Genomic DNA, 24,192 nt, shown 5'->3' on the forward strand with positions numbered 1-24,192 from the left:
TTGCTCAGGACGCGAAGCCGCTCGTCCCGGTCACCGGGAGATCCGGCCCGTCGACCAGGGCGCGCACCATCTTCCACACCTCCTGCCGCGCCGGCTCGCTGAGCGACAACGCGGGGAAGGTCAGGAATCCGTGGAACAGGCCGTCGAATCTGCGGTGCTGCACGGACACCCCGGCCGCGGCGAGACGGTCGGCGTAGTCGTCGCCGGACGAACACGGCGGATCGAGTTCGGCGGTGGCGACGACCGCCGAGGGCAGCCCGGCGAGCGACTCGGCGCGGGTGGGGATCAGGCGGGGATCGTCGGTGCCGTCCGGTGCGTACTGCTCCCAGTACCACCGCATCGCCGCGGCGGAGTTGTAGTAGCCCACCCCGTACTTCCGGTACGACTCGGTGTCGAAGTCGTCGTCGATCACCGGATAGAACAACGCCTGACCGAGCACCGCCGGTCCGCCCCTGTCGCAGGTGGCGATCGCGACGGTCACGGCGAGGTTTCCACCGGCACTGTCGCCGGCAAGCACGATGCGCGCCGGGTCTCCCCCGTACGACGCGACGGTCGCGGCCGTCCATTCGAGCGCGGCGTACAGGTCGTCGTGCGCGGCCGGGGCAGGGTGTTCGGCGGCGAGGCGGTAATCGACGGACACGACGACGGCCCCGACAGCCTCCGCCATCGACCGGCAGAACTCGTCGTGACTGTCGAGATCGCAGAAGACGAACCCTCCACCGTGCGCGAACACGACGACCGGGCGCGCGGCCTCGGAGGACTCGGGACGGTAGAGGCGCAACGCGAGGCCGCCTCCCGGTCCGTCGACGACGAGATCGTGTACCTCACTGGTCGTGTATCGGCGAGCGGGACCGGACGTGCTCCGCGAGCCCGTCCGAGAGCACACTCCTGACGGACCGATCGACGAAGGAGAGCGTATGACCGACGGATCGAACCGCATGCCGGCAGTACGCATCGGGATCACCAGCCCGGTCGTCACCCGGGTCCCCGGGGCCTCCGGCGACTGGGAGGCCGGCGCGGGCATCGAGGAACTGTCGCAGATCGCGGTCACCGCGGATCGGTCGGGATTCCACCACCTCACCTGCAGTGAACACGTCGCCGTACCGGCGCCCGTGGCCGCGACGCGCGGTGGGACGTACTGGGATCCGCTGGCGACCCTCGGCTTCCTGGCAGCGCGCACCGACCGGATCCGACTGGTCACCCAGGTTCTCGTCCTCGGCTACCACCATCCTCTGGAGATCGCGAAGCGCTACGGCACGCTCGACACGGTCAGCGGTGGACGCCTGACCCTCGGTCTCGGCGTCGGTTCGCTCGAGGAGGAGTTCGCGTTGCTCGAAGCCCCCTTCACTGATCGCGGCGCACGCGCCGACGATGCTCTCGCCGCCCTGCGCGCATCTCTATCGACACGCGAACCCTCCTATCACGGAGAGCATTTCGAGTACTCGGATGTGGTGGTCGATCCCTGCGCCGTGCAGCCGCGAGTTCCGTTATGGATCGGCGGCCGCACCCCGCGTTCGCTGCGACGCGCGTGCGAGTTCGGGGACGGCTGGGTACCTTTCGGGCTCCCCTTCGACGACGTGAAAACGATGCTCGCGAAGAGGCAGCCGCCGCCCGGCTTCGAGGTCGTGCTGTCGGTGACGCGGCTCGACCCGCTCGGTGACCCCGACGCGACGCGCAGACGACTCGGCCGCGCGATCGCAGCGGGCGCGACGATCGTCGGTGCCGGTGTGGACGCCGGATCCGCCGACCACTACTGCGACCAGCTCGTCGCCCTCGCCGACCTGTTCGGCAGGGAATTCGGCGATCTCGGGGTGGGGTGAGGTCGGCATCTCCCGCTGGCCGGGAGAACGGCGATGCGGTGCGCCAGCGGGTCGCTAGCCAGCGTCGGCGCGACACCTTTCGTCCCGCACCACACAGGAGCGACCGTGACCGTTTCCGACACCGACGCCCGCACTCAGCGCATCCGCACCACCGTGCATGCCTATCTCGATGCCGTGGCCGCAGGCGTGGCCGCCGACATCGCCGCCCTCTACGCCGACGACGCCACCCTCGAGGATCCTGCCGGAAGCGAGCCTCGCGTGGGCCGGGCAGCGATCGCCGAGTTCTACAAGGGTGTCGAGGCCACCGAGAACACCACCGAGTTGCTCACGCTCCGGATCGCCGGGTCGACCGCGGCCTTCCACTTCCGTGTGGTCACGAAGGCGGGCGAGCAGACCTACGAGATCGAGCCCATCGACGTCATGACGTTCTACGACGAGGGACGCATCACCAGCATGCGGGCGGTCTGGGCTCCCAGCGACATGCGTGTTCGCTGACCGGTCGGCGGGACAGGGTTCGCACACTGTGTCGTCGGTGACGGACACTGGAACGAACGCCGATCGATTGGAGTTTCGATGACAGCGGAACACGCGGTACTGGATCCCCGACGGATCCGCGACGTGATGGGCAACTTCTGCACGGGTGTCACGGTGATCACCGCGCTCGACGGCGACGAACCGCTGGGATTCGCCTGTCAGTCGTTCGTGTCGGTCTCGCTGGACCCGCCGCTCATCTCGTTCTGTCCCGCCCGCACGTCGACGACCTGGCCGAAGATCCGGGAGGTCGGCAACCTGGCCGTCAACGTCCTGGCCGAGAGCCAGCGCACCCTGTGCGGTGCGTTCGCGGTGAGCGGCGGAAACAAGTTCCGCGGGGTGCGCTGGGAGCCGGGCGACAACGGCGCTCCGGCGATCGAGGGAGCCCTGGCGCGGGTCGAGGCAACCGTGGAGACCGAGTACGAGGCCGGCGACCACACGATCGTGCTGGCACGGGTCACGGGGCTGACGTCGCTGCACTCCCGCGGTCCGCTCCTGTTCTTCCAGGGCACCTACGGCGGTTTCGAACGGCGGTGACGCCGAACGACAGGTGAGGGAATAGACGGTCACCGGTCGAGGTTGCTCCGAAGGTGTGCCCGGCGGCCGATACCGGGCCCCGACGCGAAGGATTACCGGTGACCGTTCCCCTCTCCATCCTCGACCTCGCACACATCGGCAAGGGCGAGACCGCCCGTGAGAGCTTCGACGCCAGCGTGAAGATGGCCCAGCTCGCCGAGCAGTGGGGTTACCGGCGCATCTGGTACGCCGAACACCACAACATGCCGACGATCGCCTCGTCGGCGACGAGCGTGCTCATCGCGCACGTCGCTGCGCACACCTCGTCGATCCGTCTCGGCGCCGGCGGCATCATGCTGCCGAACCACTCGCCGCTGACCATCGCCGAACAGTTCGGAACTCTCGCCACGCTGCATCCCGGCCGCATCGACCTCGGTCTCGGCCGCGCCCCCGGCAGCGACCAGAAGACCATGCGGGCGCTGCGCCGCGACCCGACGTCGGCCGACAGTTTTCCGCAGGACGTCCTCGAACTGCAGGCCTACCTGAAGGGTGAGTCGCGGATCCCTGGAGTCGACGCGATCCCCGGTAAGGGCACCGATGTGCCGCTGTACATCCTGGGCTCGTCGCTGTTCGGCGCGAAACTCGCTGCTCTGCTCGGTCTTCCGTACGCCTTCGCGTCGCACTTCGCGCCGCAGGCCCTCGAGGACGCGGTGCGGCTGTACCGCCGCGAGTTCCAGCCCTCCCCCGACCACTCGGAGCCGTACGTCATCGCGGGTGTCGGTGTGATCGCCGCCGATACCGCCGAGGAGGCGCAGTCGCTGTTCGAGGCGACCAAGCGGGCGCGGGTCGTCCAGATGGTCGGACGCGGGCGCACGTTCAGCGAGGAGGAGATCGACATGCTGCTCGACTCCCCCGCCGGCATGCAGGTGCTCGAGATGCTTCGGTACACCGCCGTGGGTACGCCGCAGGAGGTGCGCGACTACCTCGACCGGTTCACCGAGCGCGCGCAGGCCGACGAGTTGATCGTCGTGTCGTCGGCTCCCGGACGCGACGCGTGGCTGCGTTCGCTGGAGCCTGTTGCGCAGGTCAGCGACCTGGTCCCGGCCTGATCGACGAGGGCTTACGCGTCAGGCTACCGGCGGGTACACTTCAGCGGCCGGCCAGGCACGGCTGAGAACCACGAGTCGTCAACCGCCAGGAGCACGATGAAGTACCGCACCCGCGCTGTCGCAGCGGCAGTTCTGACCGCTGCAGCGGCGATCACCGCACCCGCCACTGCGGCCGCCGATTCCCTGCCCACCGACGGGCCCACCATCACGCTGACGATCCACAACGACACCGATGCGCCGATGGTGCTCACGTCGACCGAGAACCCTTACGGAACATGGGTGGACGAGCCGGCCACCGTGGTGCCGGCCCGCTCCACCGAGACGGTCTCGGCGAGCAGCGCCGACCGGCGCGGGTTCGGCATCCAGATCGACTACACGATGCCCGGCGACGCGACCGTGGCGCTCATGGCCAACAACTACGGCACGGGCGTCGCGAACGGCGACGGCACCCACATCGGCGGTGCCAACCGGCACGGCTTCGAGGTCGCGACCACTGTGGAGGACGGATATCCGTTCATGACAGCGGACTTCGCCGTCACCCGACCCTGAGACGACGGACCGGGCCCGGAGGATACCTGCGTATCCTCCGGGCCCGGTTCGTATGTGCGTCGGCGTCCTGCCTCTGTGTGTCAGCGTCCCGCTGCGTCCATCACGGACAGGTGCGCGAACAGTGCGCTCGCGCCGATCGGATTGCCGCCGCCGGGGTAGACGGTGCCGCTCGGTGCGGCCATCGTGTTGCCCGCCGCGTACAGGCCGGGGATCGGAGCACCCTCGCTGTCGAGCACCCGCCCGACGGTGTCGGTCCGCAGACCGCCCTTGGTGCCGAGGTCGGAGATGCCGAACTGCGCCGCGTGGAAGGGGCCCTGTTCGATCGGGACCAGCGCGGACCCATCGCCGGTGAAGGCGAGATCGTAGGGCTCGTCCCCGCGGCCGAAGTCCTCGTCGACTCCCTTCGCGGCCAGGTCGTTCCACCGCGCGACGGTCGCTTTCAGGGATTCGGCTGGCACACCGATCTGCTCGGCGAGTTCCTCGAGGGTGTCGGCGGTCCTCCACAGTCCCGCGTCGACGTACTTCTCGGTTTCGACGAGCGGCACATTCGTCGCCCCGACCGGTGGGACCTCACCGTTCCGGTCGTCGTAGATCATCCAGAACGGCAACGTCATCTCGCCGCGCTCCATGCGGGCGATGACGTCGCGGCCCAGACGGTCGTAGGGTGCGTACTCGTTGGTGAACCGCGCACCGTCCTGGTCGACGAAGATGCCGCCCGTGAAGCACAGCGCGAACGCCGAACGTCCGTCCGGGTGGGTCAGTCCCGGCGACCACCAGGCCTGATCCATCAAGTCAACGTCGGCGCCGACGGCGATGCCCGCCTCGTGGGCCTTGCCGAGATTCGACCACGGGCCCATCGAGTCCCGCGCGGCGCCGGGCACCCCGTACTTGCTGCGCATCTCGTCGTTCCGATCGAAGCCACCGGCGGCGAGGACGACACCCTTGCGCGCGCGGATCGCCCGTCGCTCGCCGTCGTTCCCGACGACCGCGCCCACGACCACACCGTCCTCGACGATCAGTTCTTCGAGCGGGGTGTTCCGGTACAGCTCCACGTTCGGGTACTTGCGCAGGGCGATGAGGAATCGTCCGACGAGCGCGCGACCTCCGATGAGCATGTCGGGCAGGGGTTCGCCGTTGCGTTCGCGGCCGAGCGGGCCGCGGATCGACTCGTTGAGCTCGGGATCGGCGGCGATGGGCAGCGGCGACGGGACGATGTGACGTCCCTGGGCACGGGCCTTGGGCGCCTTGCCGAAGTAGTCGGGCCACGGGTAGACCATGAATTCGAGATCGTCGTCGGACTCGAGGTAGTCGATCAGCGGGGCGCCGCCGCGGACATACGCCTCCTGCAGTTCGCGCGGGGTGCGGTCGCCGACGACCGCGTGGTAGTAGGTCAGTGCGTCCTCGAGGGTGTCGTCGTCACCGGCACGCTGCAGGACCGCGTTGGTGGGGAACCAGACGCCGCCGCCCCCGGAGTACGCCGTGGTGCCGCCGAAGTACTCGGATGCCTCGACGAGGATTACCGACAGTCCTTCGCGCGCAGCGGTGTACGCACCGCAGCACCCTCCGGCTCCCGACCCCACCACGAGGACGTCGCATTCTTCCGCCCACTCCGCCATGACTGTTGCCTTCCGTCGACCGTTCGTGTGGAACACGCCACACTAGGCAGACGTCGAGGCTCCACAGGGCGATCGTCTCGCTGGGCGGGAGATTTTCGTTCTCGACCGATCCGGCGGATCAGTCGCGCTCGACCGCGGTGCGGTCAGTCGCGCCTGTTGCGCGGCTTCCACACGACGAGGGCGTTGCTGCGCGGAATGGGCACCAGATCGCCGCGTGTCGAACGCAACTGGGCGACCTCGGCGTTGAGTTCGGCGACGCGCTGCTGCAGTGCCTCGACCTGGTTGGTCAGCTCTATGATCCGTTTGATCCCGGCGAGGTTGACACCTTCGTCCTGGGAGAGGCGCTGCACTTCGCGCAGCAGTTCGACGTCGCGCGGCGAGTACCGGCGGCCGCCGCCGCTGGTGCGGTGCGGGGTGACGAGTCCGAGCCGGTCGTAGTTACGCAGCGTCTGCGCATGCATCCCGGCGAGTTCTGCTGCCACCGAGATGACGTAGACGCGCGCATCGGGATCCGGTGACAGATTCCGTGGCATTCTCGTCTCGCTCATCACGCACCTGCCCATCCCTCTCGAGGATCGAAACCGCTTGCCTCTTCTGCACGAAGATAGTTGTGCAGCGCTTCCGTCGCCTTCTCGTCGAGATTCTGCGGGATCGCGACCTTCACCGTGACGAGAAGGTCACCGGCGCCGCCCCCGCGCTTGGGGACGCCGCGTCCGCGGACCCGCAGGACCCGGCCGTCGGCCGTTCCCGGCGGAATCTTCAGCCCGACGCGGCCGTCGAGGGTCGGCACCGAGACGGTGCCGCCGAGGACGAGTTCGCCGTAGCTGACGGGCAGCACGAGGGTCAGATCGTCGCCCTCACGCCCGAACACGCGGTCGGGACGGACGTGCACCGTCACGAACAGGTCGCCGGACGGGGCGCCGCGCAGACCGGCCTCGCCCTGACCGGCGAGGCGGATGCGCGAACCGTCCTTGATGCCTGCGGGGACCCGCACGGTGATGGTGCGGGTGCGGTTCTGCACGCCGGTACCGCGGCAGTCGCTGCAGGGGTTGTCGATGATCGATCCGCTGCCCCGGCAGTCGTCGCACGGTTCCGAGAATCCGAAGGCGCCCTGGTTACGGGAGACCACACCGCTTCCGTTGCAGTTCGGACAGACCCGCGGGCTCGTTCCCGGCTGGGCACCGCTGCCGTGGCAGGTGGTGCACGGCGCCGGGCTGGTCATCCGCAGGGGAACCGTGACGCCCTGGACGGCATCGCGGAAGTCGAGCGTCGTCTCGGTCTCGACATCGGATCCGCGGCGCGGACGCGACCGGCCGGCGGTGGAAGCAGTGCCGCCACCGGCGCGGTTGAACAGGCCACCGAAGAGGTCGCCGAGCCCACCGTCGCCGCCACCGCCGAACAGGTCGCCGATGTCGAAGGTCGCTCCGGTACCACCGGAGAATCCGCCGGCGCCGGGACGGAAGCCACCCGGCATGCCGCCGGAGGCGAACAGGCGCCGGGTCTCGTCGTATTCCTTGCGCTTGGCGGGATCCGACAGGACGGCGTTGGCCTCGCTGACGGCCTTGAAGCGTTCCTCGGCCTTGGCGTCACCGGGGTTGGCGTCGGGATGCAGGTCCCGCGCCAGTTTCCGGTAGGCCTTCTTGATCTCGTCCTGCGTTGCGTCGGGGGAGACGCCCAGGTCCTTGTAGAAATCCTTCTCGATCCACTCCCGCTGGCTCACCGGGCGTCTCCTCCTCTCGCGTTTTCTTGTTCTTACTCTGTGCCCGGCTCCGCCGACCGCGCGTCACCCGGCGTGTCCGCCGGATCGCCGTCGGTGACCGTCACCATCGCGTGCCGCAGGATGCGGTCGCCGAAGCGGTAACCCTTGCGGAGCACCGTCCCGAGCACCGGGTGGTGACCGTCGCCTTCCATCTGGACGGCCTCGTGCAACTCGGGATCGAAGGCGTCGCCTTCCTCACCGAACGCGACGAGTCCGACACTGTCGAACACACCGGTCAGCTTGCCGGACAGTGCCTTCAGCGGACCCGTCTCCAGGTCGCCGTGGGCGCGTGCCCGGTCGAGGTCGTCGAGGACGTCGAGGAACTTCGCCGCGACGGAGGCCTTGGCCTCCTCCGCGATCGCCGTGCGCTGCGCCTCGGCGCGGCGACGGTAGTTCGCGTACTCCGCGCTCACGCGCTGCAGGTCGGCGGTGCGCTCGGCGAGTTCCTTCGCCTCCTGCGACTGTCCTTCGGTCCGCTCGGCCTTCTCGGCGTCGCCCTCCGCAGGAACCGACTCGATCACCTCGCCCTCCTCGGCGCGCGGCTCCTCGGCGGGGTCGCGCACCTCGAAGGTCTCAGGGTCGATCCGTCGCTTGTCGGTGACGGTCACCGGTTCCTGCTCGGGCTTGTCGGCACTCACTTCTTCTCCGAATCGTTCGGCTCGTCGACGACCTCGGCGTCGACGACGTCGTCGGCACCTGCGGCCGCGCCGTCACCGGCAGCGGCACCCTCGGCGCCCTGCGCCTCGTAGATGGCCTGGCCGAGGGCCTGCGACTCGGTCGCGAGCTTCTCGACGGCGGCCTTGACCGCGTTGATGTCGGAGCCGGCGAGGGCGTCGTTGGCTTCCTTGATCGCAGCCTCGACCTTCTCCTTGACGTCGGCCGGGACCTTGTCCTCGTTCTCCTTGATGAACTTCTCGGTCTGGTGCACGAGCGACTCGGCCTGGTTGCGGACCTCGGCCTCCTCGCGACGCTTGCGGTCCTCCTCGGCGTGCGCCTCGGCGTCCTTGACCATCCGGTCGATCTCCTCCTGGGACAGGCCGGAGCCTTCCTGGATCTTGATCGTGTTCTCCTTGCCGGTGCCCTTGTCGCGGGCGGTGACGTGGACGATGCCGTTGGCGTCGATGTCGAAGGTCACCTCGATCTGCGGGACGCCACGCGGAGCCGGCGCGATGCCGCCGAGCTCGAACGAGCCGAGCAGCTTGTTGTGCGCCGCGATCTCACGCTCGCCCTGGAAGACCTGGATCTGCACCGACGGCTGGTTGTCGTCGGCGGTGGTGAAGGTCTCCGACCGCTTGGTGGGGATCGTGGTGTTGCGCTCGATGAGCTTGGTCATCACGCCGCCCTTGGTCTCGATACCCAGCGACAGCGGGGTGACGTCGAGCAGCAGCACGTCCTTGACCTCGCCCTTGAGGACGCCGGCCTGCAGGGCTGCACCCACGGCGACGACCTCGTCGGGGTTCACGCCCTTGTTGGGCTCGCGGCCACCGGTCAGCTCGCGCACCAGGTCGGTGACGGCGGGCATACGGGTCGAGCCGCCGACCAGCACGACGTGGTCGATGTCGCCGACGGAAATGCCGGCGTCCTTGACGACCTGCTGGAAGGGAGCGCGGGTGCGCTCGAGGAGGTCGCCGGTGATCTTCTGGAACTCCGAGCGGGTGAGCTGCTCGTCGAGGAACAGCGGGTTCTTGTCCGCGTCGACGGTGATGTACGGCAGGTTGATCGAGGTCGACTGCGAGGACGACAGCTCGATCTTGGCCTTCTCGGCAGCCTCACGCAGACGCTGCATGGCCATCTTGTCCTTGGTCAGGTCGACGCCGTGCTGTGCCTTGAACTTGTCGACGAGCCAGTTGACGATGCGCTCGTCCCAGTCGTCGCCACCGAGGTGGTTGTCGCCGGAGGTCGCGCGGACCTCGACGACGCCGTCGCCGATCTCGAGGAGGGAGACGTCGAAGGTGCCGCCACCGAGGTCGAAGACCAGGATGGTCTGCTCCTTCTCGCCCTTGTCGAGACCGTAGGCGAGGGCAGCCGCGGTGGGCTCGTTGACGATGCGCAGGACGTTGAGACCGGCGATGGTGCCGGCTTCCTTCGTGGCCTGACGCTGGGCGTCGTTGAAGTACGCCGGGACGGTGATGACCGCGTCGGTGATGTCCTCACCGAGGTAGGCCTCCGCGTCGCGCTTGAGCTTCATCAGCGTGCGGGCGCTGATCTCCTGCGGCGTGTACTTCTTGTCGTCGATGGCCACGGTCCAGTCCGTGCCGATGTGGCGCTTGACCGAACGGATGGTGCGGTCGACGTTGGTGACCGCCTGGTTCTTGGCGGGCTGACCCACCAGAACCTCACCGTTCTTCGCGAATGCGACGACGGACGGGGTGGTGCGGGACCCCTCGGCGTTGGCGACCACAACGGGCTCGCCGCCTTCCAGAACGGAAACGACCGAGTTGGTGGTTCCGAGGTCGATGCCGACCGCACGAGCCATAATTTTCCTCCAATGTTCCTGCCGCGACGCGTGCGCGCCGCGAAAACGTTCCATGCCCGACCTGAGCCCGTTCGGCTCAGGTGAGCGCGGTCGACTCAAGCCTGCACCCGAGCGGTCCACGCCGTCAAGTGAAGTTGAGTCTTATGCGCTCAAGTTGTCTGACTCATCCAACGGCAGGTCGTGGACTTTTGTTCCGAGGGTGGCGCACATCACTTCGATCGGTCGCATCTGCTCGATTCGGGGACCGATACCCGATGTCGACAACGCGCCACTGTCCGCACCGGTGCGCAAGGACGGGTTGTCCACAGGGACCCCGTCGATCCACAGGTGGTCGGGTCGAGGGCTTCGATGCTCCGGGTCCGTCGTCGCCGTACACGACCCTCGCTGCATGGACGAACCGAACTTCCTTCTGCGCTCCGACCTGCTGGCCGGCGGGACGACCTCGGACGAGATCCGTCAGGCCGTCCGCTCGGGACGGCTACGGAACGTCACACGCGGTGTGTACGTCGACGGTGGCGGGGACGTCGACCCGCTCACCCTGCACCATGCGCGCGTACTGGCGCGACAAGGACGGATCACCCCGGACGACGTCGTCAGCCATGTCTCCGCTGCGGTGCTGCACGGCCTGCCTCTCTGGGACGTCGACCTCTCCCCGGTGCACATCAGCCGCGAACGGCCGTCGAGCGGACGCCGCACCCCGACCCTCCATGTACACAGGTGCACCTATCAACCCGACGAGGTCTGCGTCGTCGCGGGTCTGCGCACCACGACCGTCGCGCGGACGGTTGTCGACCTGGCACGAACACTGTCGGTGGACTCGGCAGTCATCGCCGGCGACGCGGCGCTGCGGGCGCATCCCCATATCGCGCCCCTGCTCCTCGATGCGCTGGCATCGTCCGGCATGCGGCACGGGATCGCCGCTGCCCGGCGGACCGTTGCTTTCCTCGACGGTCGCAGCGAAAGTCCCGGCGAGTCGCTCAGCCGATTACGGATCCGGTCGGCGGGGTTACCGGCGCCGAAGCTGCAGCACGAGCTGCGGACCCCTTCCGGAGCATTCGTCGCTCGTCCCGACTTCCTCTGGGAGGACGAAGGCGTGGTCGGGGAATTCGACGGAAGGAGCAAGTACGGTTCGGACGAGCCCGGCGCGACGGCCGAGACCGTCCATCGCGAGAAGCTGCGGGAGGATGCGATCCGGGCACTGGGCTTCGAGGTCGTGCGATGGACGTGGGCGGATCTGTTCCGCTTCGAGGCCGTCCACGCCCGCCTGGTTCGCGCCGCCGGCAGAGCCCGCCGACGGTAGGTGCACCACACGGGGACGGATGCTCGATGACGACATCGAGCATCCGTCCCTGTGCTTACGTAGATCGCGCCTCGTTCGCCTTCGTGATGAACTCGATGTGTTCGCGACTCGGCCCGCAGAACTCCTGCTCGATCTGCTGCGCGTTGTCCTCGTGCATGCGGTAGAGGCTGTCGCGTAGGCCCTCGTCGCCGCCGTGGAACTGCTCGAGCAGATCCATCCATTGCCGTGCCATCTCCTGGGCCTCCGAACAGGCCGGATCCATCCCCGAACTCAGCGCAGCGTCGACACGCGGGATGAGTTCCTGCCACGACGTCTCTGCCGCCGTGATGACGTCGTCGCCCAGCATCGCGCGTCGTTCCGCGAGGTCTGCGATCTGTCCCTTGTCGAAATACCTTTCGAACATGTCGTCCACTTCGATCACTCCTCGGATCACTTGAAGGAAGTCGGCGACCGATGCATCCGGCGACGTTCGGACCGTGCGGGAGAGCATCTCGACCTGCGCACGCAGCGTGCGGGTCGCCGCGAGCTGATCGTCCAGGTAGGCACGGTGCGCGTCGAGGATCTCCGACAGCGAGGTGTCGCCGTCGGTGACCGTGGCGATCGCGTCCAGTGACAGCCCGAGCTGACGCAGCGCCAGCACCTGGTACAGCCTCTCGACGTCCGACTCCTCGTACAGCCGATGGCCCGACGCCGTCCGACCCGACGGCCGCACGAGGCCTATGTCGTCGTAGTGATGCAGGGTCCGCACGGTCAGGCCTGTCTCCGCTGCGAGACGCCCCACCTTCCAGTGCTGTCCGGAACGTGTCTGCTGCCCGGAACCAGTCGCCGGCATCGTCCACCCACTTCCACCGGCACTCCGTGCGCCGGCACGATCGACGTTATGACCTCACGTTACGTGAGGTGCAAGCCGAATCGTTCGGCTACAGCTCACATCTGTCGGCCGGCTCCTGCGACCAGCCCTTCCGCACTGCGCGCTGCCACCGCTGCGGCTTTCGCAGTGAACGGATCGAGCAGCGGATGTTCGGCGCGGGATCGCCAGTGCCGCACCGCATCGACGGCCGCAGCGCGGATCTCGGCAGGTGACGCGTCGTCGGCGAGACCGAGGCGCCGGGTGGCGCCGATCCCGGATCCACCGACCACGCGCTGCAGCGCCTGGACCTCCTCGTCGGGCAGTGACACCGACGACGACCGCAGTCTGCCCAGCAGGCGGAGTTCGGCGAAGCCGTGGTCGTCGGCCAGTTCGCGTCGCACGGCTCCCAGCAGCTCGTGGTCGCCGCACGCGTGCAACACCCGCTCGAGCGCCAGCAGCGCCGAATGGGTCTTGAGCTGATCGGCACGCTGACCGAACTGCACGTCGATGACCTGACGCAGCTCGTCGAGCCCGCTGCGCGCGACGAGTTCGGCGGCGAGGGACGGTGAATCGCGCGCGCCGAGCTGCACGAGCAGCACTGCGGTGCGGATGCCGAACAGACCGAACCGGTCGACGAGACGCGCCCGCATCCCGGGGTCGACGGGCAGGTCGACGTCGGGCCGCGCGAAACGGTCGGCCGACAGCATCGCGACCTGCAGTTGTTCCACCGGCACCTGTGCGAGCGCCTCGAAGGCCGCGAACTCGTTCTGCCGCAGGGTCCGTGCGGCGAGGGCGAGCAAGCCGGCGACCGGCACGACCGCCTGGCACAGTCCGGTGCGTTCGAGTTCGTCGGTGAACCTCGCCGCGACCTGCTTCGCCGACATCATCGCGTCGGCACGACCCGCACCGACCTCGTCGGCGCGCGATACCACCCCGACGATGCCGAGCGGTCCCGATCCCCCGCCGACGTGCCGGCCGATCCGTTCGAGGAACTCGACGTCGGCGGCTCCGAGCGAACGCATCAGGTAGACGACGGCGTCGGCACCGGAGGCCGATTCCTCCGGGGTGAGCAGCGCCAGGGTCCGCGCCGACACGTCCTGCGACAACGACGACGTGCCCGGGGTGTCGATGATGGTGGTCTGCGCCAGCGCGCTGGCCGGCCATTCGACGTCGATGAAGTCGACGCGGTCGGCGGTGAGTTCGCCGAGGTCGAAGGTCAAACGGCCGTCGGGACGCTGCACGGGCACCGGCATGCGGCGGTTCCCGTCGTACCAGGCGTTCACCGACGGCACGGGTCCGTTGCGGTACCAGGTGACGACGCGCGTGCACTCCGTCGCGTCGGTGGGCGCGATGTCCTGTCCTACAAGCGCATTGAGTAGGGTCGACTTGCCAGCCTTGAGCGATCCGGCGAGCGCGATCCGCAACGGCTGATCGAGTCGCGCGGCGCAGTGGTCGAGCCGGTCCGCGACGGCCGGGTTCCCGCCGTACGACGCGCGTGCCCGGTCGAGCAGGTCGCGGGCGCGCGAGAGAGTCGGGGTCACGCCGACACTCCCGCGAGTTCCGCGGCGCGCTCGCGCAATCGGCCCAGTTCCGCGACCTGCGTGTCGAGTTCACCGATCCGACGGCGGCGTTCCTGTTCCTGCACGGTCGCGGCCTGGCGGGCCGCTTCGAGCGACTCGTCGAGCGAACGTAGTGTCTGCTCTGCGATCTCGGTGAAGTGATCGCGCAACTGACGCTGGATGAGCCGGAGCCGGTCCTTCGATTCCTTGCCTACCTGGAAGCTCACGTCGTCGGTGAAGGCGCGGATCGCGCTCTTCGCGTCGACGCGGCGCTTGGCGAGCCGCACCTGCTTGTCGTCGCGATACGCCTTGGTACCCAGGACGACGCCGGCTCCCACCGAGATCGGGTTCACGAGCGCCATCCCCATCAGGGTGGTGACGAGACCGAACATCAGCACGCCACCGTAAGAACCCTTCATGCCGACGAGTACCTTCTGACCGATACCGATCCGGCCCGATTCAAGATCGGACAGGTTCTCGACGGGCTCGAGCAGTCTCGACAGGTCGCCGAGATGCAACGACGGCAAGGAGTCGTCGTCGAGTGCGAAGTGCTCGGCGACCTTGCCTGCGAGCGCCTCGGCGCGTTCGTGCGCCCACACGAAGTTGTCACCGACGGATTCGGCGACCTGTTCGGCGAGCCACTGCCCCAGCCGCGGCCATTCCTTGCCCGGATCACAGTCGTCCACGGACGCTTCGGCGTCGCGGGTCACCGTGCGCAGCCGGTCGCGCAGGTCGTGGTCGATGTCGGCCGCGAGATCGGCGATGCCGTCCGACAACGTGATCTGCCACCGCGCCGCCCGCGTCCGCAATGCCTCGGTCGCGGCGCGTGCCCGGTGCAAGTCCTCGATCGCGGCGTTCCCGGAGTCGGGGTCGCGCAGGGCGGCGAGTTCGCTCTCGCATCCGAGCGCGAGATGGTCGACGACGGTCTTCACGTCGTGCGCCACCGACAGTCGCGCCGAGTCGGCGTTGCGCGCGACCACCTGTTCGCGCAGGAAGTCGTAGATCGCGTCGAAGCCGGATTCCTGCTGCAGCGAGGCGTCTTCGGTGCGCAGGGCGTACTCGCGCAGCAGGGACGAGACGGGCAGCAGCGGCAGGTCGATCCCCGCTCGCTGCAGGTGCTCGCGGTCGGCGTCGACGATCGCGCGCCAGTGCGGATACACGTCCGTCTTGGTGACGAGCACCGCCGACGCCGGGCACAACGTCTGCACCTGTCGCAGGAACGACATCTCCGGTGCGGTGAACTCCTGACTCGCATCCGAGACGACGAAGACCGCATCCGCGGTGGCCAGGAGCGTCAAGGTGGCTGCTGTGTGCGGATTTCCGTGGCCTCCCACACCCGGGGTGTCGACGAACACGAGTCCGTCGGCGAGCAGCGGACTCGGCACACTCACCTCGAGCCGGTCGACGTCCCGGCCGGCGCTGCGCGGCGCGACCTGCTGCAGGTCGTCGAAGGGCACGGCGATGCGCGGCGCCGAACCGGTCGGGACGAGTTCGGCGGACGGCTCCTGCCCGTGTTGCACGAGCGTGGGGACCGCGGTGGTCTCGTCGTCGCCGACGGAACACACCTCGAGGCCGAGCAGAGCGTTCACGAACCGGCTCTTGCCCTGGTTCAGACCCCCGACGACGACCACCCGCAGTCGCGGGTCGGAGACCTTCGTGCGGGCGGCCGTCAACCGGTCGGTGAGATCGTTGCGCCCGGCGCTGCGAGATCGCGCGATCGCGGAGTCGATCAGGTCGAGGAGCGCTCGGCGTCTCGAAGGATCGGATGGATGCTGCGTATCCGGTGAATGCTGCATGGGCTGCGTCGACTCGCCTTCCGTCGGTGCGGGCTCCGGACATTATGTCCCGGAGCCCGCACCGCTGCGGGTCAGGGCAGCAGTTCGTCGAGCTCGGTGGAATCGGTGGCGCCGAGAGAGGAGTCGCCGCCGAGACCGGAGGTCGCGGTGAGACCACCCTCGCCGAACAAGCCCGCAGCTCCCGAGGCAGAGCCGAAGACGTCCTCGCCGACCGATGCCCAGCTGTCCGCACCGCCCGACAGGGCCGTATCGACCCCGCCCGACAGGGCCGTCCCCACCTGCGTGGACAGCTCGGCACCGAGGTCGGCTGCGCTCTCCAGACCGCCGGAGACACCGAGGTCGGCAGCCGCGCCCAGGTCTGCTGCACCACCGAGATCCAACCCGTTCTCGAAATCGGTGGCCGCACCCAGATCGACGGACGTTCCCAGTCCACCGGCCGCGCCGATCCCCGAGCCGATCGCCGCGCCGAGGTCCGCTCCCACGTTCACTCCGGCCCCGAGTTCCGCCGCCGCGTCCAGTGCGCCGTCGAGGGCGTAGCCGAGCTGACCGGTGGCTTCGGCACCGGCGTCGAGGCTGCCGCCGATCGTCGACGCGAGCTGCGTGCCGAGATCGGCCCCCGCATCGAGGGACGCCGACCCTGCGGCCGTCTCGAGTGCACTGCCGAGTTGCAGGCCGAGCTCGGCGCCGGCCGAGCCGCCGGTCGCGAAGGTCGAGCCGAGGACTGACGACAGATCCGATCCGAGGTTCGTCCCCGCCTGCACGGTCGAATCGACGGTCGCGCCGATACCGGTGGTCGAGCCGATGGCGACGTTCAGCGCCGACGACAGTTCGGTGGCCGCGGTGGTCTCGAGGCCGAGCGCACCTCCGAGCACCCCGCCGACCAGCGTGCCGAGTTCGACGCCCGCCCCGGCCTCAGCGTCGATCTCACCGCCACCCGAGAGGACCGCGTCGAGGTCGACACCGCCGAGCAGACCGCCCTGCGCGCTGTTCTCGATGACGGTCCCCAGCGCGGCGCCGAGATCGGCCGCAGCTCCACCGCCCGCTCCGAGCAGGGCCGAGAGGGACGCACCGAGGCCGAGCGTCGCGCCCACACCGGCGTCGAGACCGGCGGAAAGGTCGGTTCCCAGTCCGGCGCCGAGATCGGCCACACCACCGAGGACGCCGCCCAGGCTCGTGCCGAGCGCGCCGGTCAGTTCCGTGCCCACGCCGAGAACGCCACCGAGGGTCGTGCCGAGTGCGGCACCGAGTTCGGCGCCGCCCTCGAGGGCCGCGGTGAGTTCGGTCGAGAAGGTGCCGCCGACGTCGACGGCCGATTCCAGCAGGCCACCGAGGGCAAGCCCGATGTCGGCGCCGAGGGTGCCGCCGATGCCCAAGGCTCCTTCGAGGGTCGTGGCGAGATCTGCGCCGAGGCCGCCCGAGGCCTCGACGGCCGCGTCGATCGCCGCGGCCAGGTCTGCAGCGGCACCGACGCCCAGGCCGAGCCCACCTTCGAGCGCTCCGGCCACGGCACCTCCGACGTCGAAGGATCCGCCGAGTTCGAGGCCTGCGTCGAGAGCACCACCGAGCGCTGCACCCAGGGAAGCGCCGAGTTCGCCACCGGCTTCGAGCGCCGCTCCGAGCTGCGCACCGAGGTCGACGACGATCCCGGTCTGCGCGCCGACGGTCCCGCCGAGGTCCAGTCCGCCGCCGAGGTTAAGTCCACCACCGAGACCCAGGCCCCCACCGAGGCCTGCTCCGACACCGAGGCCCAGGCCGGCGGCGCCACCGAGGCCCAGGCCGGCGGCGCCACCGAGGCCCACTGCGCCACCGAGGCCCGCTGCTCCGCCCAGACCGGCTGCGGCGGTGCCTGCGATCGACGCCCCGACGTTCGCCGCACCGTTCAGCGCTGCGGTCAGTTCGGCGGCGGTTCCGGCGAACAGACCACTGTCCGCAACGAGCGGGGCGACGGCGACGATGTCGGCGTGGCACACGCTGTCCAATCCGGCTTCGGCGAGGACGGCCTCGGGGTTGTTGCAGTACCGGGCGAGTTCCTTCTCGTCACGGAACAGGCTGAGGATGAAGTCGAGTACGGCGTTGGTGGCCATCGCGTGTCTCCTGAGTCGTCGGGATCTACGGACGACGCTACGAAACGGCCGGTCGCGGGCACAGGGGGTGCGGCCCCCTGTCCGCCGTCACCCGTTAGGGGATCGGGGTTCGGGGGCGTGGGGGTCGTTAGGGGACAGTCCCTACGATCGGGCCGGTGGCGGCGTGGGCGCTAACGGGCCGCGCGGCGCGAACGACAGGCTCATCGAGACCGAACGGTGGAACGAGATCGCGGACCGATGTCCGCCCAGAACACGGGAGCGTGCATGTATTCAGGACTCGGCGTCACGATCGGGGCGGTCAACTCGGTGGCCCTCACCGTGCTCGACCAGCCCCGAGCCGGCGATCCCAGCGTTCTGTCGGTCCCCACCGAACTCCACCTCCCCGAGGGCGGAGCCTTCGTCCTCGGCGCCGGTACCCCGGCCCCCGGTGCGCAGGTGTTCTCCGGCTATGCGGCCCGGGTCGGCGATCCGGTCGGCATCCTCGCCGACGACGGCTCCACCTATCTCGGTGAGGATCTCGTCGCGTCGACCGTGGCCTGCCTGCAGTACCGCACCGGCACCTCCGATGTGCCGACGATGCTGGCACATCCCGCCGCGTGGTCGGCTCACACCGTCGAGACCTTACAGGCGGCACTCGTCCGCGCCGGTGTGACCGCACGGACGATCCCCGAACCGATCGCGGCGGTGCGCTGGCTCGACGCCACACACGGGCCGCTGGGAGACGACGTGACGGTGGTCTACGACCTCGGTGCGCGCAGCCTCGACGTCACCGTCGTGCAGGGCGGCGCCCATCCCATGCTGCTGGGCCGCCCGTTGAGCAGCGACGACGTCTCCGGCGACCATTTCGACCATCTCGTCACGACCTATCTGCTGGAAACGCTCGGCGGGGACTCGACCGGCCTCGATCCGTTCGATTCCGCGACCGTCGCGGCACTCGCCGACTTCCGCGGTCGGTGCCGCGCGGCGAAGGAGGCACTGTCCAGCGACACCGAGACGGTGGTGCCGGTCGCGCTGCCCGGCCTGCACTGCGACCTGCGTCTGGTGCGCAGCGAGTTCGAGGAACTCGCCCGGGAACCGCTCGGGGCGTCGCTCGCCGTGGTGCAGGACGCGATCCGCGGGGCCGGGCTCGATCGTGCGGACATCGGACGCGTACTGCTGATCGGTGGTGGCTCGTCCACCCCGCTCGTCGCCGAACTGATCTCGTCGGAGCTGGGTCTGCCGATCGTCTCGTCGGCGCGACCGGCCTTCACCGCAGCGCATGGGGCCGCGCTTGCGGCAGCCGCGGACGGTGCCCCGACTGCCGCGGTGCCGATGGCGCCTCCTGCACCTGTCGTCGACGACGAGCCCGAGACCGTCGCGCTCCCGGTGGTGCCCGCCGCTGAGGCGCCGCCGGTCGCCGCCGCGCATCGGCCTGCGGTCGTCGACACCGGGTCCGGCACACCCTCACGCGCCCGTGCCCGCTCGTTCGCGCTGGTGGGTGCCGCTGTCGCTGCCGTCGTCGTCCTCGCCGGGGGTGGACTGGCGATCGGCACCCTGTCGTCGGAGGCCGAGACACCCGGTTCGGAGGTGGGTCCGTCGAGCGAGGTCGTGGCCGGCAACTCGACCACCACCGCGACCGTCCCCGGTACGACCGTTCCCGGCACGACCGGCGCGCAGCCGTCCGAGGCGGGAACCACCGTCCCGATCGGGGTGCAGGGACCGGACGGCACCGTGACCGCTGTCCCGGTCGCCGCGACGCCCGCTTCCGGCGCCGCACCCACCGGCGCTGTACCTGCGCCGGACCCGACCGCACCCGCGCCGGTAGCACCCGGTCAAAGCCCGCAGGCACCCCAGCCTGCGCCGCAACCCGCTCCTGCTCCGGCCCCGGCGCCCGCCCCTCAGCCTGCGCCGCAACCGACCCCGCCGAGCACGGGTGGCAGCGGCGTCGGCGACGCCCTGTCCGGCGCAGGTCAGGGTGCCGGTGCGGTCGTCGAGGGTGTCGGTAACGGCGTCGGCGGGGTGCTCGACGGCACCGGCAACGTGGTCGGGGGTGTCCTCGACGGCACGGGGCAGGTCGTCGGCGGACTGCTCGGAACCGGACGCTGACCGATCCCGATGACGTCCGCTCCCGCTCCTCCGCGACGCCCGGTCCCCCGGGAGGTCACGCGTGCCCTGACCGCGGCCGCTCCCCCGCGACTGCTGCTCGTCGGCGGCACCGGAAGCGGGAAGTCCGCCGTACTCGCTTCGCTCCGAACCGATCTCGGCGACACCCGCACCGTCGACGACGCGCACCGCATGACCGCCGCGGAACTGCACGAGCTCGTCGACCACGTCCGGAATGCGCCGACGGGAATCGTCGTGGCCACCGAAGCTCGACCCCACCGAGCCGAGATGCGTTCGCTGACCGCAGCGTTCGCGGGAAACGGGACAGTGGTGGAACTGGGATCGTGGACGCCCCGTGAGATCGCCGGTCGCGCGGCATCGTTCGAGCTTCGGCTCGCGCCACCCCAGGTGCGTGCCCTGCACCGCCTGACGGGCGGCGTACCGCATCTCGTCGACATCGCCCTCGAAGCCGTGCGGACGGAGGCCGATGTCCGGCAGGCCGTCGAGGAGGGGATCGGCCGGCAACTCCTCGCCGATCTCGATCTCACCGCAGCCCTCGCGCTCGTCGATCTCGGTGCGGCTCTCGATCCCGGCGAACTCTCCGCCGTACTCGAGGTACCCGCCGAGCGGGCCCTCGATCTCGTCGACGCGGCCCGCGCGAGCGGTCTGCTCGGGGCCGATGCAGCGAGTCTCACTGCGGGAGCGAGCGGCGTGCCCGCCGCGGTCCTCGGGAGACACAACCTGTTCGCCGTCGCCCGCCGCCTCCTCGCGACACGCATCGACGCCGGAACACTCACGCCGCACCTCGCCCGGGGGCTCGCCACGATCGGCCTCACCGATCCGCATCTCGCCCGACGGCTCGTGGAGTTCGCGGTCGACGCAACGCCGCGCGAGGCCGCCGATCTTCTCGACGCCGCGGTACCGGCGGGAGCCGATCCCGATGCCCTCGCAGTGCGGCGCGCCGAAGTCGCCTTTGCGGCAGGGGATCTCGAGCGAGCCGAGCAGGTCACCGACCGGCTGCTCGACCGCGCCGACACGGTGGACGTCGACGACGTGCGCGCCGCCACCCGGATCTCCGCGAGTATCGCCGCGCATCGCGGCATGCTCGACCGCAGCGCCGACCTGTTCGAATGGCTCGGCCCCGAACGGGTCGGTACGGACGCTCCTCTCGCCGCCACAGTGCTGCTCGCCGCCGGACGCCCCTCGGCCGCAGAACGTCTCCGCGGTGCCGCCGTCTCGGGTGCGCCGACCTCTGCGGCCTCCGCCGCACGACTGCTCGAGGAGGGCCTGCGCGAATCCGTCGGAGGCGACGGCCGGATCGCGATGAATCACCTCGCCCGCGCATTGACGAGCCTCGGATCCGACGGTTCGTTGCGCGCCTGGCCCGACACGGTCGACGCCGTCGCCGCACTGCTGTGTCTGCACTCGGGCGAACTCGGGTACGCACGCGCGATCCTCGACCGTCCGGAGACTCCCACCGTGCGCAATCGCATCCTGGTGGCGTGGACCGAGATGCTCGGCGGTGATCTCACCGCCGCCGCGGCGACCGCCGAAGCCGTCGCTCCCGAGGTGACCGGGCAACGCAATCTCCTCTTCTTCCACGCCCTGCAGGTCGGGCTGGCGCGACGCAACGCCGACCTCGGAGCGTTGACGGTGCGATGGCAGGCCGCGCAGGCGGTCGTCGCCGAGTACTCCGTCGACCTGTTCGGATTGCTGCCCCTGGGTGAACTGTGGCTGGCCGCCGTCCGCCTCGGGGAGTCCGCGCGGGTCGCGCACCTCGTCGTCGGTGCCCGTGCGCTGCTCACCACCCTCGGCGAGCCACCGCTGTGGGGTGCGGCGCTGCACTGGTACGGAGTGCAGGCCGCGATCGCCGCGGACCGTCCGGCCGACCTTGTCCCGCACGCCCGCGCGCTCGCCCTGGCCGCGGAGACCACTGCCTACGCCGCGGTGCTCGCGCGAGCCGGGCATGCATGGCTCTCGGTGCTGCGCGGTGAGGTCGACGCGACGCGAATCCGCGAGGCGGCCGAGTCCCTCGCGTCCGTGGGTCTCCCGTGGGACGGCGCGAAGCTCGCGGGAGAAGCAGCGCTCCGGACGGACGACACCACCGTCGCCACCGGATTGCTGCAGGTCGCGCGGACGATCCGGCAGGACGGCCCGGCCGGTCGCGCACCGGTCGACGTCGCCCTCGCCGCTCCCCCGAGCGTTCCGGACGAATCACCCCTCGGCGCACGGGAGAAACCGGGTGCACTGTCCGAGCGCGAGGCGCAGGTGGCCGACCTGGTGGTTTCGGGCCTCACCTACCGAGAAGTCGGGAACCACCTGTACATTTCCGCGAAGACCGTGGAACATCATGTCGCCCGTATCCGGCGCCGACTCGGTGCCGGTTCCCGCTCGGAGCTCCTGTCACTGCTCCGAGCCATGGGGCACGGCGCAGATGTATCCCGTCACATGCACTCCGACCGGAATGGAGGAAAGCCGGCATGTCCGTAGGCGTTGGCCTGAGGGTGGGGACCACCGTGTCGTCGGTTGCGGTCACCTCACCGACGCCGGGACGGCCGGACCCCGCACCGATCGAGCGGTTCACCGCCGTCCACCTGCATTCCGACGGCACCGCGACGCTGGGCGACCACGACGTCGTCGACGGGCACACCAGTTCCTTCACCGGCTTCGTCGACCGCCTCGGCCACTCCGGCGGTGTCCGCGCCAACGACGGGTCACTCTCCCGCGCCGAAGACCTGGTCGCAACGGCCATGGAATGTCTCCTCGCCGACGCAGCCTCCCTCATCGGCGACACCCCGTACACGGCTGTGGCGACGCATCCCACCGACTGGCCGAGCTCGACGGTCGCGGTGCTGCGCAACGCCCTCGACTACGTCGGGTTGCGTCACGTCTCGCTCGTCTCCGACGCCGAGGCCGCCGCGGCATGGTTCGAATCGCAGGTCGCGCACCAGACCGGACGGCTCCTCGCGGTCTACCACATCGACCCGCAGGGCTCGACCGTCACGCTCGTGCGCTCTGGAGTCGCGGCGGGTAAGGCCTTCCGATTCCCTGAGGACGACGCTCCGTCGGTCGCCGCGCAGCTCTCGTCGGCGCTCGGCGCGTTCGGCTGGCTCGTGAGCAACCTCGACGCCATCGTCGTCACGATCGACGAAGCAGTCGATCCGAGCGCCGCGCAGCTCGTCGCACAGTCGGTGAAGACCGGTCTCGGTGTGCGGTGTGCTTTGGCGCCCGCCCCGCACCAGACGATGGTGCGGGGCGCCGCTCTCGCCGCGGCCGCCGGCTCGGTCGACCTCCTCGGTTCGACGCAGATCCTGCCCACCGCCAAGCTCACCGAACCGCGACGCAGCGAACTCGACCCCGAGATCACCGCGGTGATCTCGAAGATCACCGCGACTCCCCCTCCGGGCGCCACGCCCGCTGCCGCCGCGGCGAACACGCCGAAGGCGACGGTCGCCGCCGTCGCAGCCGGAGATGCCGCCGACGAGAAGCCCTCGGGTCGCTCGTCGAAGGTCACGGCCATCGCGGCGGCTGCGGCGATCGCGTTGCTGGTAGGCGTCGGCGCGTTGGTGTTCGGGCTGCGGGACTCCCCGACGGCCACCGCGGGCACGCAGGTCGCCGAGACCCCGACCGCTCCCGCAACCACGACGCCCTCGAAGGCGAGCAAGCCGCCGGCTCCCCGCAGCACCGAGGAGACCACCACCGAGGAGTCGACCGAGCCGGCCACCGCCGAGCAGGCGGTCCCGGTGGCCCCGCCGGTCGTGCAGCAGACCTGGGTCGATCCCACCACCGGCACGAGCGAACAGTCCTCTTCGTCGTCGTCGCCCGGCTCGACCACCTCGAGCACGTCCTCAACCACCTCGAGCACCGGCTGGTCGCGGCGGAACCAGCCCGATGATTCCTCGGGTGGCGGACGCGGCAGCGGTGGCAGTGGCGGGAGCGGTGGCAGTACCACCACCACGACGACCCAGCCGACGACCGCCCCGACCGATCCCGACCCTTCTGAGGAACCGCCCTCGACGGACATTCCGGAAACGACAGAGACTGAGACCGGCAGCTAGACAGCGCGGGTATCCGAGTGGTGACCTACGGCACTATCGGCGGTCGCCGGGCCGTCCCGTAGGCTGTCCCGCGGGTCGGCTCGCCGA

General features: G+C 69.8%; 19 protein-coding genes. 9 read left to right on the top strand and 10 right to left on the bottom strand.

Going from position 1 to position 24,192, the window contains the following annotated elements; genetic code table 11:
- Positions 1 to 4: 4 nt before the first annotated feature.
- Positions 5 to 886, bottom strand: coding sequence for an alpha/beta hydrolase (locus RBB84_RS15515; protein WP_064256531.1), 882 nt, complete (start codon positions 884 to 886; stop codon positions 5 to 7).
- A 31-nt stretch (positions 887 to 917) separates the two neighbouring features.
- Between RBB84_RS15515 and RBB84_RS15520 the strand changes: the two genes are divergently transcribed.
- The 5 genes from RBB84_RS15520 (at position 918) to RBB84_RS15540 (ending at position 4,525) form a co-directional block, all read left to right on the top strand.
- Positions 918 to 1,820, top strand: a complete 903-nt coding sequence (locus RBB84_RS15520; RefSeq protein WP_024101912.1) for an LLM class F420-dependent oxidoreductase — start codon at positions 918 to 920, stop codon at positions 1,818 to 1,820.
- Between the two features lie 105 nt (positions 1,821 to 1,925).
- The gene (locus RBB84_RS15525; protein ID WP_064256530.1) at positions 1,926 to 2,315 is read left to right on the top strand and encodes a nuclear transport factor 2 family protein; all 390 of its coding nucleotides are present in this window, start codon (positions 1,926 to 1,928) and stop codon (positions 2,313 to 2,315) included.
- Between the two features lie 78 nt (positions 2,316 to 2,393).
- Positions 2,394 to 2,888: a flavin reductase family protein gene (locus tag RBB84_RS15530; RefSeq protein WP_006553021.1), complete on the top strand. Its 495-nt coding sequence runs from the start codon at positions 2,394 to 2,396 to the stop codon at positions 2,886 to 2,888.
- A gap of 98 nt (positions 2,889 to 2,986) precedes the next feature.
- A complete protein-coding gene (locus tag RBB84_RS15535; protein WP_350246245.1) occupies positions 2,987 to 3,976 on the top strand; it encodes an LLM class flavin-dependent oxidoreductase in 990 nt (329 codons plus the stop codon).
- 96 nt (positions 3,977 to 4,072) lie between these two features.
- Positions 4,073 to 4,525 (top strand): hypothetical protein, encoded by a 453-nt coding sequence (locus tag RBB84_RS15540; protein WP_252173113.1) that lies wholly within the window; start codon positions 4,073 to 4,075, stop codon positions 4,523 to 4,525.
- Between the two features lie 80 nt (positions 4,526 to 4,605).
- Here the strand turns inward: RBB84_RS15540 and RBB84_RS15545 are convergent, their stop codons facing one another.
- The 5 genes from RBB84_RS15545 to dnaK form a co-directional block, all read right to left on the bottom strand.
- Positions 4,606 to 6,141: an FAD-binding protein gene (locus tag RBB84_RS15545; protein ID WP_350246247.1), complete on the bottom strand. Its 1,536-nt coding sequence runs from the start codon at positions 6,139 to 6,141 to the stop codon at positions 4,606 to 4,608.
- A gap of 143 nt (positions 6,142 to 6,284) precedes the next feature.
- Positions 6,285 to 6,689: a helix-turn-helix domain-containing protein gene (locus RBB84_RS15550; RefSeq protein ID WP_024101918.1), complete on the bottom strand. Its 405-nt coding sequence runs from the start codon at positions 6,687 to 6,689 to the stop codon at positions 6,285 to 6,287.
- Positions 6,689 to 7,861, bottom strand: coding sequence for a molecular chaperone DnaJ (gene dnaJ / locus RBB84_RS15555; RefSeq protein ID WP_064061281.1), 1,173 nt, complete (start codon positions 7,859 to 7,861; stop codon positions 6,689 to 6,691). Before dnaJ ends, RBB84_RS15550 begins: the two co-directional genes overlap by 1 nt.
- Before the next feature lie 32 nt (positions 7,862 to 7,893).
- Complete coding sequence (gene grpE, locus RBB84_RS15560; RefSeq protein ID WP_024101920.1) at positions 7,894 to 8,538, bottom strand: nucleotide exchange factor GrpE; 645 nt, start codon at positions 8,536 to 8,538, stop codon at positions 7,894 to 7,896.
- Positions 8,535 to 10,376, bottom strand: a complete 1,842-nt coding sequence (dnaK, locus tag RBB84_RS15565) for a molecular chaperone DnaK (RefSeq protein ID WP_024101921.1) — start codon at positions 10,374 to 10,376, stop codon at positions 8,535 to 8,537. The genes grpE and dnaK overlap by 4 nt, the downstream gene beginning before the upstream one ends.
- A 388-nt stretch (positions 10,377 to 10,764) precedes the next feature.
- Here dnaK and RBB84_RS15570 point away from each other — a divergent pair, with 388 nt between their 5' ends.
- Positions 10,765 to 11,676 carry a hypothetical protein gene (locus tag RBB84_RS15570; RefSeq protein ID WP_064256527.1) on the top strand — a complete coding sequence of 304 codons (912 nt, stop codon included), beginning with the start codon at positions 10,765 to 10,767 and terminating at the stop codon, positions 11,674 to 11,676.
- Between the two features lie 55 nt (positions 11,677 to 11,731).
- On the opposite strand, the gene RBB84_RS15575 is transcribed toward RBB84_RS15570, so the two are convergent.
- The 4 genes from RBB84_RS15575 to RBB84_RS15590 all read right to left on the bottom strand — a co-directional run bounded on the left by RBB84_RS15575 (position 11,732) and on the right by RBB84_RS15590 (position 17,965).
- Positions 11,732 to 12,508, bottom strand: a complete 777-nt coding sequence (locus tag RBB84_RS15575) for a MerR family transcriptional regulator (protein WP_024101923.1) — start codon at positions 12,506 to 12,508, stop codon at positions 11,732 to 11,734.
- 95 nt (positions 12,509 to 12,603) lie between these two features.
- Positions 12,604 to 14,067 (bottom strand): dynamin family protein, encoded by a 1,464-nt coding sequence (locus RBB84_RS15580; RefSeq protein ID WP_064256526.1) that lies wholly within the window; start codon positions 14,065 to 14,067, stop codon positions 12,604 to 12,606.
- Complete coding sequence (locus RBB84_RS15585) at positions 14,064 to 15,881, bottom strand: dynamin family protein (RefSeq protein ID WP_024101924.1); 1,818 nt, start codon at positions 15,879 to 15,881, stop codon at positions 14,064 to 14,066. Before RBB84_RS15585 ends, RBB84_RS15580 begins: the two co-directional genes overlap by 4 nt.
- 71 nt (positions 15,882 to 15,952) lie before the next feature.
- A complete protein-coding gene (locus RBB84_RS15590; RefSeq protein ID WP_064256525.1) occupies positions 15,953 to 17,965 on the bottom strand; it encodes an IniB N-terminal domain-containing protein in 2,013 nt (670 codons plus the stop codon).
- Positions 17,966 to 18,229: 264 nt separating this feature from the next.
- Here RBB84_RS15590 and RBB84_RS15595 point away from each other — a divergent pair, with 264 nt between their 5' ends.
- The 3 genes from RBB84_RS15595 to RBB84_RS15605 are packed head-to-tail and all read left to right on the top strand — an operon-like array spanning position 18,230 to position 24,105.
- Positions 18,230 to 20,050, top strand: coding sequence for an Hsp70 family protein (locus RBB84_RS15595; protein ID WP_064256586.1), 1,821 nt, complete (start codon positions 18,230 to 18,232; stop codon positions 20,048 to 20,050).
- Positions 20,051 to 20,059: 9 nt separating this feature from the next.
- Positions 20,060 to 22,537 carry a LuxR C-terminal-related transcriptional regulator gene (locus RBB84_RS15600; RefSeq protein ID WP_064256524.1) on the top strand — a complete coding sequence of 826 codons (2,478 nt, stop codon included), beginning with the start codon at positions 20,060 to 20,062 and terminating at the stop codon, positions 22,535 to 22,537.
- Positions 22,528 to 24,105: a hypothetical protein gene (locus RBB84_RS15605; RefSeq protein ID WP_064256523.1), complete on the top strand. Its 1,578-nt coding sequence runs from the start codon at positions 22,528 to 22,530 to the stop codon at positions 24,103 to 24,105. The genes RBB84_RS15600 and RBB84_RS15605 overlap by 10 nt, the downstream gene beginning before the upstream one ends.
- The last annotated feature ends 87 nt before the right edge of the window (positions 24,106 to 24,192 follow it).

The sequence above is a fragment of the Rhodococcus sp. D-6 genome (assembly GCF_040256695.1).
In the GTDB taxonomy this organism is placed as follows: domain Bacteria; phylum Actinomycetota; class Actinomycetes; order Mycobacteriales; family Mycobacteriaceae; genus Rhodococcus; species Rhodococcus pyridinivorans.

What these genes read in the sequence shown, in the direction of transcription:
- RBB84_RS15520 (WP_024101912.1), top strand. Translation starts at nt 918, where the DNA reads ATGACCGACGGATCGAACCGCATGCCGGCAGTACGCATCGGGATCACC.
- RBB84_RS15530 (WP_006553021.1), top strand. Translation starts at nt 2,394, where the DNA reads ATGACAGCGGAACACGCGGTACTGGATCCCCGACGGATCCGCGACGTG.
- RBB84_RS15540 (WP_252173113.1), top strand. Translation starts at nt 4,073, where the DNA reads ATGAAGTACCGCACCCGCGCTGTCGCAGCGGCAGTTCTGACCGCTGCA.
- RBB84_RS15545 (WP_350246247.1), bottom strand. Translation starts at nt 6,141, where the DNA reads ATGGCGGAGTGGGCGGAAGAATGCGACGTCCTCGTGGTGGGGTCGGGA.
- RBB84_RS15550 (WP_024101918.1), bottom strand. Translation starts at nt 6,689, where the DNA reads ATGAGCGAGACGAGAATGCCACGGAATCTGTCACCGGATCCCGATGCG.
- dnaK (WP_024101921.1), bottom strand. Translation starts at nt 10,376, where the DNA reads ATGGCTCGTGCGGTCGGCATCGACCTCGGAACCACCAACTCGGTCGTT.
- RBB84_RS15570 (WP_064256527.1), top strand. Translation starts at nt 10,765, where the DNA reads ATGGACGAACCGAACTTCCTTCTGCGCTCCGACCTGCTGGCCGGCGGG.
- RBB84_RS15575 (WP_024101923.1), bottom strand. Translation starts at nt 12,508, where the DNA reads ATGCCGGCGACTGGTTCCGGGCAGCAGACACGTTCCGGACAGCACTGG.
- RBB84_RS15585 (WP_024101924.1), bottom strand. Translation starts at nt 15,881, where the DNA reads ATGCAGCATTCACCGGATACGCAGCATCCATCCGATCCTTCGAGACGC.
- RBB84_RS15590 (WP_064256525.1), bottom strand. Translation starts at nt 17,965, where the DNA reads ATGGCCACCAACGCCGTACTCGACTTCATCCTCAGCCTGTTCCGTGAC.
- RBB84_RS15595 (WP_064256586.1), top strand. Translation starts at nt 18,230, where the DNA reads ATGTATTCAGGACTCGGCGTCACGATCGGGGCGGTCAACTCGGTGGCC.
- RBB84_RS15600 (WP_064256524.1), top strand. Translation starts at nt 20,060, where the DNA reads ATGACGTCCGCTCCCGCTCCTCCGCGACGCCCGGTCCCCCGGGAGGTC.
- RBB84_RS15605 (WP_064256523.1), top strand. Translation starts at nt 22,528, where the DNA reads ATGTCCGTAGGCGTTGGCCTGAGGGTGGGGACCACCGTGTCGTCGGTT.